This window comes from Planctomicrobium mucosum, assembly GCF_051466335.1.
In the GTDB taxonomy this organism is placed as follows: Bacteria; Planctomycetota; Planctomycetia; order Planctomycetales; family Planctomycetaceae; genus Planctomicrobium.
In genome coordinates this window covers 4,221,053-4,239,349 of the sequence record NZ_CP195793.1, presented here as the reverse complement: position 1 = coordinate 4,239,349, position 18,297 = coordinate 4,221,053, and the positions used below count along the sequence as shown (strand labels likewise).

Sequence of the window (18,297 nt, the reverse complement as noted above, 5' to 3'; positions counted from 1 at the left end):
TCTGAGTGTTCGTCTCCGAAACACTCAGATGGGCGATTAGTCGACGTAAATCATTTCATTTAGGTTCAAAACGAGAAGGCACAACGTTTCGAACGCCTTCTTCTCGCTTTCATCAAGCTTGACTCCAACCACAAACAGGTCTGCTCGTGAATTGGTCGATGGGCTGACGCTAGCTAAATCAACTTGCTGAAACCCGCCTCCCTCTTTAAGAGAAAGATTCTGGAACTCTGCCTGACAGTTAAAGATTCGGAATCCAATGCTACCGGCAGGAAGCGGATTTGAATCGACATAATCAATTGATGGGCTTTCAGAACCATTGACGTAAATGATAATGCGAGGGCCATCCAGCTTGATTCTTAGCTTGGTCCACTCTTCAGAAGAGAACTTCTGTGGAACCGTGACGAGTGCCTTCCAGTTGTTCTCGTGCTTGCCAAGTCGCAATTCTGAGGCTGAGAAGTTGATGTTGTAAGCAGTCAGGGAATCGACACCATCCTGCGGATTGTTGGTTCGTACCAGCAATCCACCGTCTCCACGACCCTTCAGACGGACATCTACTTCGATTTCGCCGTCGCCAATCGACTTCTCTTTTGAGACCAGTTTGGCTCCCGGGCCGGATTGCATTGGACGTAAAACGCCATTGGAATCTGTCGTCCAATTCCCACCGAATTCGGCCCAAGCCTTGGCAACGACTGCTCGAGTCGCGTCGTCCTTGGCCACTTCGGCACTGGCAACGTCGACAATCAGTTGGTCCGTGTTAAGTAAGAAATTGTCGAAAGTGACCGCTCCTCCCCATGTACGAACCCCGAGTTGTCCAGCGGCAGCCAACGGTGCTGAGTCCACTGCGGCCAATTCCAGTTCTTTTCCAGGGGAGGTTAAACGCAGGGAAATTGTTTCGCCTTGGATGCGGCAATCGAGAGACATGATTTCACCGGTCGGAATCTCTGTGGAGAGTTCAGCGAGAGTCACTGGATTGCCGTCATGTCGGACGATCGCGATTCTGGAGTGCAGAGCGTCCAGAAGGACTTCATACCCTTTGACGAAATCTCCGGATGCATTCGATCGCAGGAAGATGCTTGCGAGTTCCGAAGCATTCCCCAATGTCACTGTCGCTGTGATCTGGGCATCCTGGAATACTGCCCCCTTCCAGAGTGACACCGGACCTTGATTCACGTCGAGCGTGTCTCCACGCCAGATCCCTTTGATGGATTCCCAATCGCTCCCTGGAGTCTGAATAAAGTCAGCAGATTTCAGCTGGCGGAGGTAAGAGGGGGTCAGCGCAACCGGGACTAATGGGCGGAATACCATTTGCGTTCGCAGGGATGCGTATTCAGCCGATTGATTCTGAACGAATTGCTTCGCAACTCGTAGTTCCGCTTCGGTCGCTGAGCGATTCAAGGCTGTTTCGAATGCAGCCTGAATCTTTTCCTCAAGGCTCGGGCCGGCGGACTGTGTGACGCGTTTTGCGAGACCAGCGGCCTGCGTTGTCATGAAATCATCGTTCAGCAGGGTCAACGCCTGCGGGGCGACGGTCGTTGTTGGACGCTCGGTCAACGGAAGTGCCGTATTGGCGTAATCGAAGATGTCGAGTTGTGGTGACACCAGTGATCGTTTTACGAACGTGTAAATGCTGCGTCGTTGTTCCTGCTGAAGGGACGAGACTTCCCATCCACCGCCGGGAACCGATCCACCGGAGAGCACCTCTGCGCCGACGCGAGGGAAGAACCCCCGACCGTGCATTTCGTAGTTGATGTTTCCCGCGACCGCGAGAATCGTGTCGCGAATCGCTTCGGCATCCAGACGGCGGAGATTCTGCCGCCAAACCAGAGTGTTGGCCGGGTCGACCTCATTCGCGTGGACGTTGTGGTTCTCGGAGGATCTCTGGTAAGCCAGTGACGTCATGATCGTGCGGTGGAGATTCTTGACCGACCAATGATTCGACTTCAGGGAGTTCGCGAGCCAATCGAGCAGTTCCAAATTGGAAGCAGGTTCCCCTGTCCGTCCGAAGTCGCTGGTCGTGGGAACAATCCCTCGCCCGAAATGGTAATGCCAAACACGATTGGCCATCACACGCGCTGTCAGCGGGTGGTCATCTTTGATGAACCATTGGGCGAGTGCCAAGCGGCGGCCACTTGTGACCAAAGGATCGATCTGCCCCGGAGAAGTGACTTCAGCTTCTTCGCCGCCAAGAATTGCAGGGAACGCTGGTGTCACAAGATCGCCCGGAGTTTGTGCACTTCCTCGAATGAGAATGTTTGTGTCCGGAATCTCTTTGCTACGCTCGCGGACGCCGATGGACCACTCGAGCCCTTGAACTCGAATTGCTTCCCGTTCCTTCTTCAGCTTTTCCTGAGCCTCTTTGTCTTCAGTTGCTTTGATTTTTTCATCGAGAGCAGCCAGGCGACTCTTTTGATCTTCGATTGCCTGCTGGATTTGCTCGTCAGTGCTGATCGGAACCAATCCGGGATTTCCAAAGTCTTCCGCTCCGATGTTGTATCGCTTAACGCCTCGGAAGAACGCGAGGTAGGAGTAGTAGTCCTTGTGTGAGATTGGATCGAATTTGTGGTCATGGCAACGGGCGCAGCTCATTGTCAGACCCAGAAACGCAGCAGAACTGGTTCCGATGATATCGTCGAGGTCATCGAACTCAGCCTGTTCAAGATCGTCAGGTTCATCGTCCCAGATCCCGAGACGATAGAAGCCGGTCGCGATGCGAGTGTTGCGATCGGCGTCTGGCAACTCATCTCCCGCGAGTTGCTCGACGAGGAAGCGATCGTAAGGCTTATCTGAGTTAAATGCGTCGATCACATAGTCGCGGAATCGCCATGCGTATGGCTTTTCGTTGTCGCGTTCATACCCGTTCGTTTGAGCAAAGCGGACCACGTCGAGCCAGTGCCGTCCCCAGCGCTCTCCATACTGAGGCCGCGCGAGTAGATCATCAATCAGTTCTGCCCACGCAACTTGATTCAAAACTCCGCCGTCAGAAGCTCCATTCGTGAGCCGCTCGGTCCAGAGTGTCATTTCCTCCGGGCTGGGAGGTAAGCCGATCAGATCGAAGAATGCACGTCGCACCAGCGTGCGTGCATTCGCCATCCCGTTTGGTTCGATCCCCTTCTCTGCGAGCTTATGAAGGACGAACGCGTCGATCGGGCTCACAGGCTGAATGGCACCCGCGACGGTTGGAATTTCCGGATGAGCAATCGGCTGGTAAGCCCACCACTCACGGTCTTCGTCGGTGATCACTCCACCCTTGCGAACAATCGCGACTGACGTCGAGTCGGTCGACGGCCACGGTGCTCCCATTTGGACCCATTTGGTCAGGTCAGCAATTTTGTCGCTGGAGAGTTGTTGCCCGGGAGGCATTTCGTAACCGTCATAGTTGATCGCCTGGATCAGCAGACTTTCCTCAGGATTTCCCGGAACAATCGCCGGTCCGGAATCACCGCCGGACAGCATATGTTCGCGGCCGTCCAACTGAAGGGTTCCCTTGTGCTTCCCATCACCGTGGCACTTAAAGCAATACTCGACGAGAACCGGCCGTATCTTCGTCTCGAAGAAGGTCAGCATTTCAGGCGTCATCTCAATCGGAGCTTCTGCGTTGCCCTGTTGGTCTTCACTCGCGAAAACGACAGAGGCGGAGAGCACGATTAGCAAGCAGCTGAAGAACCGGTTCATAGATTACCCGGGAGGCAGGTGCGGAAGGTGGGGGGATTCACTGGTGTCTCGCTCGCGGAATCACTCCGCAACTCTAATTATTGGCGAACACTCATGGGAAATCCAGCGATTCTTTAAGATTCTTTAGAAAGTCACGTGGAATCACAATTGAAGCTGTGAATTCGAAGAATTGAGTACCGTTTCTACGTCGCAGCGAGAAGTTCCGTTCTGCTTGCTAATATTCTCGTAAAGGAATTTGTGGTGGTAGGTTACGGTGCTTTCGGAGTGTCGACGACGTCCAGCCCCACCGGGCAACTCCCTACCGTGGCGAAGGATCGTCATTACTGCTCGAAATTGAGTGTGCGTTCATTCTGGAATCCGGGTCGTAATTGTAGGTGTCTGACATACGCTTTAAAGGACCGGTCCTTCTGGCAAGTGGTTTCCGCGAAAGTCCTAAAGAGAGAGACCCTATTCCTAGCCCCAGTCTCAGGTGTGTGTGGCGGCGAATGTTGGCAAAAACTTTTTCAATCGCTGCGTTTATCGCTTCCGGAACGCCACACTCTCTGAGAGTCGCTCTGGCAGCCCGTTGAAAATCGCTCAGTGTTCTTTACGGGGCCGGTAGACTGCTGGCAGTTGCGGTTTGAGGATTCCGGGAGGGTGGTTGATGTCGCTTGAGGAAGCGGGAATTGACGCGGCAGCAGGAGTTCTGGACTCCGACAGCCAGCCTTTCTGCAGGACCGGGGCATGTCTTTTACGATAAGCTCAATCAGGTCCTCGCCAGGGCCTGCTTCGACAGGATCGTCGAAGCAGGCCTTATCACGCCAGCACCGGTCGCTCCTCGATCCCACCGGGCGTCTACTTCCGGATGCTCATGATCGGCTATCTGGAAGGGATCGACTCGCAACGAGGCATCGCCTGGCGGTGTGAAGACTCCTTGTCGTTACAGCGATTCCTCGGGGGAAAGAAACTCCCGACCACAGCAGCCTCACTCGCATTCGTGACCGGCTGAAATCACGGCTGACGACGTTGGGGTACTCGCTGAGCGAACATTGTCGCAAGAAGATCGAAGAGTACTTCGGCTGGATGAAAACGATTGGTGGCCCGAATCGCAGCCGCTGGCTGGGGAGGAGGAAACTGAAACAACAAATGGAACTGACCGCAGCTGCCTACGATCTGGTTCGAATGCGAGATCTGTCGAAGTTGAGTTAAGACCTGAGATCTGGTGATCCCTCCATGGATCCGTGGACCGTCCTGACTCGACTGATCAACAACACAGAAACACGGATCCGCAATCGGGAACGAACACTCAGCACCAAATCGCAAGTAACAATTCCGTTTTGCAGCAACCTGCTAGGAAATCAGATGACAAGTGATCCTAGAGTCTGTTATGGACTTAAGTGTTGGTTTTGAAGTAGTTTCCGTGGATGAGCAAGCCCCGGATGCCTTACCCCAGTGACGTCACGGACGACGAATGGGCCTTTTTAGCCCCCTATTTGGCGCTGGTGAAAGAGGACTCGCCGCAGCGGGTTCACTCCCTTCGAGCCGTGTTCAATGCCATGCGGTGGCTGGTACGCACCGGGGCGCAGTGGCGGTTCATGCCCCATGAGTTCCCGCCTTGGCCCGTGGTCTATCAGCAGGCTCGCCGTTGGCTGGAGGCTGGCGTGTTTGAGCACATCGCTCATGACCTGCGGGAAGTGGCTCGCGTGGCTCAGGGACGCGATGAGCCCCCCTCAGCAACGATCTTAGATGCGCGAGTCATCCAATCCACTCCCGAGAGTGGTGCCAGAGCCGGTTACGATGGCGGCAAACGGCGGAAGGGCTCGAAGGTTCACGTGGCCATTGACACGCTCGGGCACCTTCTCGCCTTGAAAGTGACCCCAGCCAATGAACAGGAGCGAGCCCAGGTTTCCGACTTATGTGTCGCTGTGCAGGAGGCGACTGATCAGGCCATTGAAGTCGCCTATGTGGACCAAGGTTATACTGGCGAGAACGCGGAAGAGGCTGCCGCTGAGCAGGGAGTGGAACTGCGCGTCGTGAAACTCCCTTATGCCAAGAAAGGATTCGTATTATTGCCACGTCGGTGGGTCGTGGAGCGGACCTTTGCCTGGCTAGGACGATCACGGAGGCTGGCACGTGACTACGAACGACTGGCAGAAGTCTTGGCCGGATGGCACTGGGTGGCCATGGTCGCACTGCTGCTCAAATACACGCCGATCGTCGTCCAGAGTTCATAACAGGCTCTAGAGCGCCTTTTGCTCTGTTGAAAGGCCTGTGAGTTATTGTGTTTCACCTAACGCCGCAGGGCGTAGGCCAGGACTCGGATCGCTGCTTCCACAAACAAGCTTCGCTCACTCCGGGCTGAGAGGGCGTTTCCGGTGGTGCGTTTGAGCCCACTCAGGTACGATTCCACCAGCCAGCGTCAGCCGTAGCCTTTCTCCTTGAGTGTTTCTGCAGTCATTTCGGAGCGATACATTCCATTGAGCCCACCATCCGTTCGGTGCACAGCAGGGTTGATCACGCTGTCCACCTGCCAATCCTCCCGGCAGAACTCATGCACCCATTCGGCATCGTAGCCCGCATCAGCGAAGAGGCAGATGAGGAGGTCGTGTACTGGGATGAAGCTCGCCCAGCTTTGCTCCCAGTTTGGACAGATGGACAACTGGTCGTGATGCCCTGGGGCGGATGGCGACGTGTCGAGCTGCTGCGGGACGGTGAATGGGGCGGTCGGGAAGCGGTCATCCCCGCGACGTTTGCGTTCGATAACGGATTCTGGTACGCAGCATCAGCAATACGTTGCTCAATACTTGAACGGACGGCATACCCGATTTCGCAGCCTGCAACTCATTATTATGAAGTGATGACTCGCCAGAAGCGCATGCCGATGTTTGTCGGAGATCAGATCTGAACTTACTGCTTCTTGGATCCATGCTTACAAACGCAGCTCGTGCCATCAGATTTACAGTGCTTGCATGAACAGAGGTGAGCGTGAATGTCCCTCGTGGGTGACAGCAGCAATTGCATATGCGATTAAAAAAGGTTTCAGCAGCTTCATTTGTTGGCCCTTTGAGTTTGGAGAATTGGGATGCGGGCAAAGTATCTCTTCATGATGCTGGTCGTCATTCAGGCATCTACGACTGGATTGGCCGCAGGCAAGATTCCAACGATCGAGCGGGTTGACCAAGGCAAAGTCGTTGCCGTAACTGATGGCGACACCGTAAAAGTCCTGATCGATGGTTCAGAGGTAAGGGGGCGATTGGAAGGAATCGATGCACCCGAGGGCAAGCAGGCGTTTGGAGCGAAGGCTAAGCAACACCTCAGCGACTTGGCTTTTGGTAAGACCGTTAAACTGCACGTGACAGGCAAGGATCGCTATGGCCGGATTTTGGGCAAGCTGTTCGTCGATGGGGGTGACGTCAATCTGCAGATGATTCAGGCAGGCATGGCGTGGCACTACGAGTATTACAACTCAGAGGAGTGGTACGCAGCTGCACAGGTCGAGGCGAGGGAAGCCAAGACAGGTCTGTGGTCTGATCCAACGTCGCTGCCACCATGGGAGTTTCGTAAGCGGAAGTAAGCGAAACGAAGGTAACCGTGGAGGCTTTTTCAGGAAAATTCCGTCGGAGAGAATTTTTAGTCCAAATTTCACGTAAAAATCGACGTATCAGTGGGCGGTAATTGTCCCGATCGTTTTTTAAGTGATTCTGAAGAATTGAGGTTCCATCGCTCACGATCACACAAGATGTAGTGACGCCAGCAATCGCTCTTGATGAGTGTTCAGGTGTACAGTAATGTTCACGGCATGCAAAGGGGCAGTCAACAGCACAATGAGGTGCCAAAGACACAACGCACAAAATCGGGCAAGGGCACTCACGTGATGATCATCGACGATCACGTTTTCTTTCAGATTGATCCACGTTTCTGTCGCTCAGAAGCCTCTGCGGCTCGCGACGGGAACGCTCTTCGATCACGTACTCAGCAGTCGAGATAGGCTGCTTTGAGGCGGCTCATCAGCTTGCTTTGCTGATGACGATGGCAGCTGGCGATGTTCCAGTCTGTGTTGTCACGAAATTCACGTCTCGTGACTTGCGTTTTCGCGTCATGGGATAGCTGGTGTTATCGCTTCGTTCCTGAATCTTCCGGGTCCGTGCATACGCACGCCTATCTCCAACTTCCATCACGAACTAGAGGTTTTCAGATGATCACTACAACAGTCTTCAATGATGAGTTGATTCACATCACGTCCGACATCTCTATCAAAGTCCGCAAGACGAGAAACGGTCGCGTTTCAATCCAGGTTAATGCACCGAAGTCAGTGCCCGTTTTCAGATGTAACGCGGCTGATTTTCGAGAGAACGTCACAATGACTCAGAGTGTTCTTGGAGTTGGAACTGATCGAAAATTCGAGCTGCGAATTGTTCGCGACGATTGAGGGAAAAGCGTCGAAGATGCCCTGGCTGGGAGTCGTGATCTGGCTGGCAAAACTCACCGACGGCATTTGTCGATCAGGTTTCGAACGTGCATGGGATCCTTGATCCCATTGAGTTCAATTTCGAATCCAGATTGACCAGATGAAGAAATCCGGTTGCGGCCAGATCTGATTAGTCGCTGGCTTAAAGACTGAGCGACCTGAAAATCCCTGACGTCATGGTTCATGACTTCGGAAGTTGAGACCGACAGAAACGCATGTTGAAGAACCGTTCTTTTGTTGATGACGGTCAGAGTGGTCCTAGACCTATCTATCCAACAGATCACAGCAGTGAAATCGCCAAAGAACAACCAGCGAGGATAGGAGGACCTGCACTTAAAATGCCAATCGCAAGCAGTCCAGTAAGAAACGTAAGCACAACGGGAATTCCGATTGGTCTTTTCCTGAATAGCGATGGCCGCAGAGTGAGCAGTGTTTGCTCATCATTCGCTGAAACCGTTGGGGCGAACGAGAAACGATCGGAACTTGTCGGTGCTGACCTGACTGAAATCTCATCCTCGGGTAATGGAGGTACAGTCACGCTCGACTGGCATCTGGGGCAGGGAAACGAGGCGCCAGCTTTTCGCACGTGGGCCTTGAGTTTTGAACCGCAGCCATCGCACGAAATGCCAATCTGCCCGTTCATTTTGCTGGCCCTCGAAAGCAACTCGGAGAAATCACCATGCAATCATCAGGTGACCTCTTGTGTCGCATTGACTTCAACTGATTATAGCAGTTATAAGACGGCTGCGGATGTTGTGTCTAGGAAACACAACATCCGCGATTCCAGACTACGAAATCACCGTAGAAAGAAACCTGCCGTGTTTCCGCAATTCCGGGCGAGAATGCCCGATGAATCTTGCATTGCGTTGAAGCTCTCGCAGCTTGCGAGACCGCCACCTATTTCTTGCCTCACCGCTCCCGGTGTGTACCGCATGAGCTGGTGGTGGGAGTGAAAAGAAAAAGGGATTCAGAACGGCTAATTCTGAATCCCCGATGCTCACACTCTTGAAGAAAAAACTACCTGTCACAGTAGGTTTTCGTGCCTCTTGAGGTGCGAACATAGAGAGTCTATGCGCATATGTCAATTCAACAACTACAAATTCCACAAAATCCCAAAGAAGCACTGGCACTTCACGGATGGTTCCTCGGGGCAGATTGGGCGGAAGCGCTTGGCACCGAATGGGACACTCTAAGGCGAAACCTAAAGAGTCAACACGTCCCGCGATCACCACTCGGAAAGTCTGTGCTGATCCAAGTTGCTGACGTGGTGGAATGCTTAGAAAGATTGAGAACGAGCGATGAAAAAGAGTAAGCGTAGGGCCAACAACGAAGGGACCGTGTTCCGGCGTGCCAGTGGTCAATGGATCGTCCAAATCACCATTGAAAACTTGGACGGAACGAAAACCAGAAGAAGCCGGAACGCGAAGTCCCAGGCTCATGGCCAGATCATTCTTGCTGAACTGCGAGAGAAGTACCGACTGGGAGCAACTGAATCTGGAAAGCTCACCATTGAAGAACTGGCCAATCGTTGGATGAAATCTACGAAAGGAGACGATTCGACAATCTATGGTCGCAAGCTCGTTGTCGACAAACGAATCCTTCCACAGCTTGGTAAGCGGAAATGCGACGATGTCACGGTCGATATTGTGGAACGATGGTGCGAGGAGATCCAGAGAACGGGCTACGACCGGGAAACCGAGACGTTCACCGCTCCCCTTGGGCTCAGGTCGCAGCAAGTTGCATTTGACACTCTGTCTGCGATCTTCAGTTACGGTGCCCGTCGTAAGCTCGTTGCATTCAACCCGTGTGAATCTGAAATTAGACCGAGGCCGCCTGAATCTGAAATCAGTCCGTTTTTCGATGACGAAGTAAAGAAGATTCTGCAGGAGGTTCGAGGCGATCGATTGGAGGCCATGCATCACCTTGCATTCGCAATTGGCTTGCGACAGGGTGAACTGTTCGGCCTTCAATGGAAAGACATTAATTGGGAGCACGCCACGATTCGCATTGAGCGGCAAGCACGAGACCACAAGGGAAAGGTGACAATCAAGATGCCAAAAACGAAAGGCAGTTGCAGAACTGTAAGCCTGCCCGTATCGGTAATCAATCAACTGCAAAACCGGCGCAAACTCGCGATGAAAGAAGGGCGAGCTCAGCCATCCGATTTCATTTTCACGACGCCGCAAGGGTTCGTGATTCGAAGAACTACATTCGGCAAGAGAGTGTGGAGGCCATTGCTTGGCAGCCTTGGAATCCAACACCGAGGCCACCATCACGTTCGCCACACTGCAGCAACGACGATGTTGAGAGAAGGAACAGCAGTTCACATCGTCTCTCATATTCTTGGCCACTCGAATTCAGGAACGACTCAAAAGACTTATGCTCATTACATTCCAGGTGATGGCAAGATTGCCGCTGGAACAATGGAAAGAGTCCTGAACCGACTCACTTCCTGACTGCTGTTTATTTGCTGTCTCAGGAAGTTGCATTTGACGTAACTAAGTGGAGGATAGCGGATTCGAACCGCTGGCCTCTTGCATGCCATGCAAGCGCTCTACCAACTGAGCTAATCCCCCGAACTTGGCTCGCAGCAGATGTTTTCTGCGATGAGCAATCTTTTCGGCATTCTTCTCAACTAAGTTGAGAAAGTTGGAAGATTTGGTGGGACCTGGTCCCATCAGACCTGTTTGCGAAACATAGTGGCCCATGCAAAGAGTGTCAAGAACGGCGGGTACTCGTTTTTCCTGAGACGCAACAGACACCCTTGGCGGGATTGGAGCAGCCCTTCGAAGTCTAGGAAGATTCGAGCGGCCAACCGCCCGCAGCTACGTGGCACATAACGGAGTTCGACCACAATTGATGTGCCAGATACGCACGTATTTGCCTGACTCAACAGTGTATTAGCAGTCGCATTGACGAGCAGAGACCCTGTCGCAGGAACTGCGAAACTTCCCCGAAGGCATACAGATTTTAATTTTGTGACTTGGGGCGTGTTGACTCGGTATCAGATTTCATTGATGAGTCAAGGTTGATATCATCCAACAAAGGGTTATTCTCGGCCCTCTCCAAGACTTGCAGCGAAGCTGGTTTATTTGCTTCGCGTCCCGGTCTTGCGAGCGATTTAGTCGAATGCAATGAGCATCTCAACTTGGCACTTTCAAGTAGAATCAGGTGATTTCATGATAGCCAATCACTCTTCCTCTCGCCGCGGTTTCCTGAAAGGTGTCGCAGCCCTTGGCGCCACCGCCTTTCTCACTCCGGGGTACCGCGCATTTGGTTACGAATCGCCCAACGAACGACCAGTTTTTGCCACGATCGGTCTCCGCAATCAGGGATGGGAAATTACCGGAAAGTCCCTTCAATTCGCCGACTTCGCGGCGCTGGCTGACGTTGACTCCAAAGTTCTTGAAGTCAATCAGGAACGTGTGTTGCAACACCAAGGGAAGAAGCCCGATGGATATCGCGACTACCGCGAAGTGCTCGATCGAAAAGACATTGACGCTGTCATGATCGCCACACCAGACCATTGGCACACAAAGATTGCCGTCGAAGCGATGCTCGCTGGCAAAGATGTTTATTGCGAAAAGCCACTGACTCTGACAATCGATGAAGGAAAGCTGATCGAAAAGATCGTCAAGCAGACCGGTCGAGTGTTTCAGGTTGGAACGATGCAGCGAACCGAAAGCAATCAACTGTTCCTTCAAGCGGTGGCCCTGATTCGTGCTGGTCGTATCGGAAAAGTGACGAAGGTGACCTGTGGGATTAACGGGATGGAAAAATCACCGGTGATCCCGGAGGCAACTGTTCCTGCCGAGATCGATTGGGACTTCTGGCTCGGGCCAGCCCAGTACGTTCCATACCGCGCATTGCCTGAAATGCGGGAAGGCTACGGCGGAGGTGTTCCCCTCTACAGCAATTGTCACTACTCGTTCCGCAACTGGCATGAGTACTCCGGTGGGAAACTGACTGACTGGGGTGCACACCACGTCGATATCGCAAATTGGGCCCTCGGCGCCACGGAGAGCGGTCCAAGCAAGATCTCCCCTGTGAAGTATTCGCTCCCGGTTGAGTACAAAGACGGGAATCCTGTTGTCGCTGACCAATACAATGCAGCGACAGACTTTGAGATTCACGTTGATATGCCAGACGACGTGAAGATGATCATCACCAGCGAGGGTGATAACGGGATTCTGTTTGAGGGAACAGAAGGTCGCTTCTTTGTGAATCGTGGGAAGATCGCTGGCAAGCCAGTCGAAGACCTCAAAGACAAGCCACTTCCAGAAGGGGCGATCGAAGAGGTCTACGGGGGACCTGTCAGCAAGAACCATACTGCGAATTTCATCGAAGGGATGAACTCTCGCAAGCAGCCCATTTCAGATGTCTGGTCACACAATAGAATGCTCGAAATCTGCCATCTTTCGAACATCGCAATGCGTCTGGGGCGCGACTTGAACTGGGATGCCACCACGCGAGAGATCGTTGGCGATGACCAAGCGAACTCATTCCTCGCCAGAGAGAGCCGAAAAGGTTACGAAATCAACATGTAACCCGTCGCTGCATTTTCACGGAGACTGCCTCCACGCGGCAGAATTTGACTCAGACCGAGGCGGTTGAATCGAATCGCCTCGGTCTTCTTTTTTTCGGAAGCATCCGCCTCTATCGTTTGACCTCATCGATTAGCGGCAATCAAGCGTCGATCAAACAAGACGACCGACCCTCACGAAGCACGGACTGCACTCGGTTGCCGACAAATTGAAAACCTTGTCCCTGTTTCGGCAGTGATTCACCAAGTCTCGTTCGTTCGCCCATCCCGTTCGACGGCGACGCTGATCCGGAGAATCTTGAGTGCCCATTACCAAAGTGTGGCGTTCCGTCGGCGATAAACGCAGCGTTGGAACGAGTTTTTGCCACCATCCTTCGCCCACAGCCCTGGGACGCGAGCTAGAAATTGGGGGCGGCAGCGCCGGCAGGGGCGGAGCCACTTGAGGGAGGAGCGCCACCCTGCTTCGCGGCCCGCGGAGAAATTGGTTCCACTTCAAGCGTTTCGAGTGCGATCTCGACCCGCTGTTGAAAGTTCGGCGGAACCGATTTTCGTGTCACGACGAGCACCGCGACCTGATACTCTCCGACTCGCCTCTCATAAATCGTGGCTTGAAGATTCAGGTTGCTGTGTTGTGGATCAGGGATAAACTTGATCACAGAGTATTCTTTTGGAGTGTTGTACTTAGCTCGTTCGCTATTTGGGGAAGGGAACGACTGTCGGAATCGCACGTTAACTCCAGCCCGACTGGTTTCACCGGGCTGAATCGTTACTCCAAAAACCTTCATCAGCCGGTATTCCACATCCGTCAAGTACTCGGACGGAGGAGGTCCGAGAGTCTCCCCGGTTTTGAAACGATCGCGGTTCGTTAGAATGAAGAACCAGGCATCGGGTTCTTCTCCAGATGATTCCAGTTTGGCTTCCCACAGGTCCGCAAGCCCCTCAACTGGAGTTCCAAGAATGTTCTGATCACGTGGATCTGGGCCGACGACAGGTTTGCCATCTTTTGATTTCGATGTAACGGGACCAGCGAGTGGAGCACTGAAGGGTTTTGGCAAACGCATGGAAACTCCCAGTTCTGAGCGTTTCCAAACTGGCGAATTGAGACTTTCCTCGACAGAATTCAGGTAGTCATGAAGCAGCCAACTCGCCTGCAGTCGTTCCTCGTAGTCCTTTTGTCCACAGCCAGTCATCAGAGCGCACAAGCAGATCAAAGCGACAATGAGATTGCTGGGACTGGGAATTCGATTTGGATTGGGCATGTGCGGCATTGAAGTTGGCGAATCTGGTTAGGACAACACAACGATGGGGCTGACAAGCCGGGACTAAATATGCAAGATACCCGGAATCGTGGCTGAGAATCCAGACGGCAGCCTCAATATTCGAAATTGACGACTTTTCGAGGACATTTATTCCATGCAAGCAATTGGCTCAAACGGAAGTAGCATTGCCATGCAGAATCCAACCTTGTTGATCTTCGGCGCATCAGGGGACCTGACAAGTCGCAAATTGATTCCTGCATTGTTCTCCCTCAATCTGAACGGCTACCTCCCCGAGAAGTCACCGATCATCGGTGTGGCACGTCGCGGAAAGACGGACGAGGAATTCCGCAATGAACTGAAAGCAACACTTCAGGAATTCAAATCCGCTGAAGAAATCGAAAAAGGCTGGGAATCTTTTTCCCAGCGTCTTCACTACGTACAGACAGATATCAGCAACCCGGACGACTACCTCAACCTCAAAGGTGAAGTCGAGAAGCTCGAGCAGGAGTTGGGCCTTCCCGGTGAGCGAGTCGTGTATCTCGCGCTCACGCCAGATCTCTTTTTGCCAGCAGTGAAAAACCTCGCAGCAGCCGGGATGGTTCCTGAAGACACGAGCAAATTGAGGGTCGTCGTTGAGAAGCCTTTCGGCCATGATCTGACCTCAGCCCGTGAGTTGGCTGCGAATCTCTCCGAGATTCTCAAGGAAGAGCAGATCTATCGAATTGACCACTATTTGGGGAAAGAGACAGTCCAGAACATCCTGCTGTTCCGATTTGGAAACGGAATCTGGGAACCACTCTTCAACCGAAATCACATCGACCACGTTCAAATCACCGTCGCAGAATCTCAGGGGATTGAAGGAGGCCGAGGAGGTTACTACGACGAGTCTGGCGCTCTTCGAGACGTATTGCAGAATCACGTTCTTCAATTGCTGTGCCTCGTGGCCATGGAGCCACCAGCCCGGTTTAATGCGGAAGGTCTAAGAGACGAAAAGCTTAAAGTATTGGATAATCTGCATCCGGGATGTGACCAAGGGGTCGATTCCTGGGCAGTGGCAGGGCAATACGCAGCATCTTCAGTCAACGGCGACAAGTTGAAAGCCTACGTGGATGAAGATCGAATCGCGCCGGATTCGCGTACAGAAACGTTTGTCGCGATGGAATGCCGGATCGACAACTGGCGCTGGGCAGGGGTTCCGTTCTATCTCAGAACCGGAAAGCGAATGCCGGCTCGTGTCAGCGAAATCGCAATTCAGTTCAAACTCCCGCCGATGAATCTGTTCCACACTGTTGAGTGTGAAGGGAACATCTGCGAAGTGGTGGAAGGACGTCCGAACGAGCTGATTTTCCGTATTCAGCCACGAGAGTCCATTGCGTTGCACTTCTCGGCAAAGCACCCGGGAATGCAATACCAGCTTCAGCCTGTGGACATGGATTTTGACTTCAACAAGGCGTTTGAACAAACCCTTCCAGAAGCGTATGAACGCCTGTTGCTCGATGTGATCCGCGGCGATTCAACACTCTTTACACGCATTGATGAATTGGAAGCTGCCTGGGAGTTCCTCGATCCGATTTTGAAAGCATGGGCTAGCCCCGAACATCGGCCGAATCTGTATCCAGCAGGAAGCTGGGGGCCGAAGGCTTCCGCCGATCTGCTGAAAAAAGATGGGCGGACCTGGCGATCGCCAAGCGGGAAGTAATACGGGGATTATTGGGCTGGTGTGTTGCGCAGGATCGCTGCCTGTGCTTCCACCAGCTTGAGGAAATCACGCGAAAATGGACTCTGGGGGAGGACCTGCTCAAGCTCGCCTCGGGTCTCCTTCATCAACTGAACGCTTGATTCAGGAACCATTCTCAGAATGCGGATGAATTCAGACAGCATCACAAGTTGCTCAAGAGACTGCAGCAATTCCGCGTGTTTGTCTGGATCATAATAGGGCGCGACCCCGTTGATCTCTGAAATCAGTTGATTGATTCGTGTCTCAACTGGGACAGCTGCCGATTCCAGAGAGACTGTCTCGCCGATTTTCATGGCCGACCAAGCCGTGCTAATCCTAATCATCAACATCGCAAATGCTGGTTGTCGCAGTTTGATCTGAGTAAAGGCCTGTTGCAGATCTCTGTCCTTCTTCCAGCTTTCGACCTGTTGTGTTGGGCTCAAGGCCCCTTGAATGCTCGCTCGCAGTGCAGGTACCTGAGAATCGAGGTGGATCGCTGAGTCGAGACGCGGGAGTTCACTTTCAACAAATGACGGAGCGGTCTTGCCCGGCAGTTTTGAGAGCACCAGCAAAAAGGAATGCACTTCTTCGGCTGTCAACGGACGCCGTATTTCCTCATCAAGCTGCTCTGCAGATAGCGTCACTGGGAGGCTGACTTCCTGCTCGGAAGCTGATTGAGCGCATCCCGCGAAGAACAGCAGCGAGGCGAACAGGCTGAAAACAAGGTGCTTCCACTTCTGGTTCACAATTTTCCTCACGTTCCCGACAGTGACATCTGAGACTGAATTCAAAAGAACAGGGCACTGCCAGAAAAATTTCCGACAGTGCCCTGTTTTTATCGACTCTTGACTGGAATCAGTCAGCTGGATTTAGAAGTTGAAGTTCAACGACGCTGTCAGCTGCTGTGCCCACCAATTGCTGTACTTCTTGTCGATTTCGGGGTAGAGCGGGAAGCCCTGCCATTTGATCGTGTCGGTTGGTCGTGAAACCAGTCCAACCCAGTTCACTGTGTATCCGAATCGGAGGGTGGAATTGTCCAGGACTGCCATATTGCGGAGGCCAGGAATCACCTCGATGATATCGAAGTCAGCATAAATCGACTGCTGGAACATTGGCGAAACGTGTGTGCTGTTGGAAGTGTTGTTGAATCGCGAATCTTCGTCCAGCATTCGAGGAACAAGGTGACCGCGGACTCGAACATCAGCCAGAGGATCGCCGATCTGGTTTCCGTTCATCTGGATTCGCTGGTTGTTCACAGCAAGACCGAGGATCGACTCACCGTAAAGCTTGAAGCCTTCGTGCTGATCTCCCAAGTCGAATCTCAAACCAATTTCAGGGCCGGCAACGTGAGACTGAATTTTGTTATTCAACGTCGCGGTGTACATGCTGTAGAGACGAACCAGATCAGGTGTTGATGGATGGTATCCTCCATCTGGCAGCGTCGGGTCATCGTCCCCTCCCATTTCAGGCAATGGGTAGTTGAAACCGCTGTCGATCCCTTTGAATCCAAACGATTCATTGATGTACAGGTAACGTGCTCCCCAGAGAGGTCGCAACATGACGTTCCCCTCTTTATACAGCGGCTGACGATAAATGCTGATATTCGATCCACCAGCAGATTGCTTGGTCGTCAGTCCATAATATACATCGTATTTCGCTGTGCTTCCCGAACCGAAGGCTGGGGCACCGGGCAAGGGTTCGCCAGTGTACAGAGGGATATTTCCGTTCATGGGGGTGATAATTCCACCGCCATAGTAATTCACGAGAGTCTGATTCAGCGGAATCCCGTTAATCTCATCATAGCCACGTTGGAAGTTGGAGTTCGTCTGAAACGCTCCCCAACCTGTGACTTTCACCCCGGTGTCGTCTTCGTTGAAGAATGCCAACTCCCCTTGCAATCCAGGAGCCATCGGAGCGGAGCCAAGCGCTCCCGCACGGTGGATTGGATACAGGGAGTCGATCGGCTGATCAACTAGCGTGCCAGGAGTGGTGGACAACAATGGGAACGGGAAGATCCGGTTTGTCAGGATGTAAAATCCGTTCAACTCAGGATTGAATCCACTGACGAGCGGGAGACCTGCTGGATTTCCGTTTGCAGGTGTTCCGATGGGGACACCTTGGGCACCTGCGTTGCCTGTTTGGGCGAAGGATGCACCAATTGTGGAATTCCCAGCGTCGCGGAACTGAACAGCGATACCGGACACAGTCGCCTGGTAATCGCGGCGGCGATACAGCATCTGCTTGTACCAGAGCCCATCACGATTGTAGTGCTGAGTCTGTGCGACATTCGCAGGATCAAACGGACTGATCTGTGGCCACGGATTGAAGTTCTCTGGAACTCCAGCGGGATACAGCGAGGCCGGATCAGCGGAATTCACTCCACCGCTAAACGGCTGGTACTGATAATCCTGCGGGGCCGCAGCATATCCATCGTACCCTGAAGAGGGAGGATATTGCGTTCCATACCCTGAAGACCCGCCGTCGAAAGGCGTCTGTCCCATAGTTGGAGATTGGGCCGCAAACAGCATAGCTGCACAAGTGACCCCGGTGATCCAAGGCTGAATCCGCATCAGTACGTCCTTGACTGGTTGGCCGAACCGCTACTCACGGTTGACCCGGCGAAGAGACAGGAATCCCAAATTCCTACCGGCCATTCCCG

The 18,297-nt window shown here is 53.0% G+C and carries 14 protein-coding genes and 1 tRNA gene; 9 read left to right on the top strand and 6 right to left on the bottom strand.

Annotated features, from left to right (window positions below; genetic code table 11):
* Positions 1 to 36: 36 nt before the first annotated feature.
* Positions 37 to 3,672 carry a DUF1553 domain-containing protein gene (locus SH668x_RS16830; protein WP_437186220.1) on the bottom strand — a complete coding sequence of 1,212 codons (3,636 nt, stop codon included), beginning with the start codon at positions 3,670 to 3,672 and terminating at the stop codon, positions 37 to 39.
* Between the two features lie 850 nt (positions 3,673 to 4,522).
* On the opposite strand from SH668x_RS16830, the gene SH668x_RS16825 reads away from it, so the two are divergent.
* The 6 genes from SH668x_RS16825 to SH668x_RS16800 all read left to right on the top strand — a co-directional run bounded on the left by SH668x_RS16825 (position 4,523) and on the right by SH668x_RS16800 (position 8,080).
* On the top strand, positions 4,523 to 4,660 hold the full coding sequence (locus SH668x_RS16825; protein ID WP_437186219.1) for a transposase: 138 nt from the start codon (positions 4,523 to 4,525) through the stop codon (positions 4,658 to 4,660).
* Positions 4,661 to 4,677: 17 nt separating this feature from the next.
* Positions 4,678 to 4,860 (top strand): hypothetical protein, encoded by a 183-nt coding sequence (locus SH668x_RS16820; RefSeq protein WP_437186218.1) that lies wholly within the window; start codon positions 4,678 to 4,680, stop codon positions 4,858 to 4,860.
* Positions 4,861 to 5,075: 215 nt separating this feature from the next.
* A complete protein-coding gene (locus SH668x_RS16815) occupies positions 5,076 to 5,885 on the top strand; it encodes an IS5 family transposase (RefSeq protein WP_437185075.1) in 810 nt (269 codons plus the stop codon).
* A gap of 317 nt (positions 5,886 to 6,202) precedes the next feature.
* Positions 6,203 to 6,556, top strand: coding sequence for a hypothetical protein (locus SH668x_RS16810; protein WP_437186217.1), 354 nt, complete (start codon positions 6,203 to 6,205; stop codon positions 6,554 to 6,556).
* Positions 6,557 to 6,733: 177 nt separating this feature from the next.
* Positions 6,734 to 7,225 (top strand): thermonuclease family protein, encoded by a 492-nt coding sequence (locus tag SH668x_RS16805; RefSeq protein WP_437186216.1) that lies wholly within the window; start codon positions 6,734 to 6,736, stop codon positions 7,223 to 7,225.
* A 468-nt stretch (positions 7,226 to 7,693) separates the two neighbouring features.
* The gene (locus tag SH668x_RS16800; protein WP_437186215.1) at positions 7,694 to 8,080 is read left to right on the top strand and encodes a carbon storage regulator; all 387 of its coding nucleotides are present in this window, start codon (positions 7,694 to 7,696) and stop codon (positions 8,078 to 8,080) included.
* A 53-nt stretch (positions 8,081 to 8,133) separates the two neighbouring features.
* Here SH668x_RS16800 and SH668x_RS16795 read toward each other — a convergent pair whose 3' ends face one another.
* The gene (locus SH668x_RS16795) at positions 8,134 to 8,403 is read right to left on the bottom strand and encodes a PH domain-containing protein (protein ID WP_437186214.1); all 270 of its coding nucleotides are present in this window, start codon (positions 8,401 to 8,403) and stop codon (positions 8,134 to 8,136) included.
* 1,014 nt (positions 8,404 to 9,417) lie between these two features.
* Between SH668x_RS16795 and SH668x_RS16790 the strand changes: the two genes are divergently transcribed.
* On the top strand, positions 9,418 to 10,575 hold the full coding sequence (locus SH668x_RS16790; protein ID WP_437186213.1) for a tyrosine-type recombinase/integrase: 1,158 nt from the start codon (positions 9,418 to 9,420) through the stop codon (positions 10,573 to 10,575).
* Positions 10,576 to 10,622: 47 nt separating this feature from the next.
* Here SH668x_RS16790 and SH668x_RS16785 read toward each other — a convergent pair.
* A tRNA-Ala gene (locus tag SH668x_RS16785) sits at positions 10,623 to 10,695 on the bottom strand.
* Positions 10,696 to 11,298: 603 nt separating this feature from the next.
* On the opposite strand from SH668x_RS16785, the gene SH668x_RS16780 reads away from it, so the two are divergent.
* Positions 11,299 to 12,666 carry a Gfo/Idh/MocA family oxidoreductase gene (locus tag SH668x_RS16780; protein WP_437186212.1) on the top strand — a complete coding sequence of 456 codons (1,368 nt, stop codon included), beginning with the start codon at positions 11,299 to 11,301 and terminating at the stop codon, positions 12,664 to 12,666.
* A 394-nt stretch (positions 12,667 to 13,060) separates the two neighbouring features.
* Here the strand turns inward: SH668x_RS16780 and SH668x_RS16775 are convergent, their stop codons facing one another.
* Positions 13,061 to 13,921 (bottom strand): hypothetical protein, encoded by an 861-nt coding sequence (locus SH668x_RS16775; RefSeq protein ID WP_437186211.1) that lies wholly within the window; start codon positions 13,919 to 13,921, stop codon positions 13,061 to 13,063.
* Positions 13,922 to 14,111: 190 nt separating this feature from the next.
* On the opposite strand from SH668x_RS16775, the gene zwf reads away from it, so the two are divergent.
* Positions 14,112 to 15,620 carry a glucose-6-phosphate dehydrogenase gene (zwf, locus tag SH668x_RS16770; protein WP_437186210.1) on the top strand — a complete coding sequence of 503 codons (1,509 nt, stop codon included), beginning with the start codon at positions 14,112 to 14,114 and terminating at the stop codon, positions 15,618 to 15,620.
* 8 nt (positions 15,621 to 15,628) lie between these two features.
* Here zwf and SH668x_RS16765 read toward each other — a convergent pair whose 3' ends face one another.
* Together SH668x_RS16765 and SH668x_RS16760 are read right to left on the bottom strand one after the other, a co-directional pair.
* Positions 15,629 to 16,384, bottom strand: a complete 756-nt coding sequence (locus SH668x_RS16765) for a hypothetical protein (RefSeq protein WP_437186209.1) — start codon at positions 16,382 to 16,384, stop codon at positions 15,629 to 15,631.
* A 123-nt stretch (positions 16,385 to 16,507) separates the two neighbouring features.
* Positions 16,508 to 18,208, bottom strand: a complete 1,701-nt coding sequence (locus SH668x_RS16760) for a hypothetical protein (protein ID WP_437186208.1) — start codon at positions 18,206 to 18,208, stop codon at positions 16,508 to 16,510.
* Between the last annotated feature and the right edge of the window lie 89 nt (positions 18,209 to 18,297).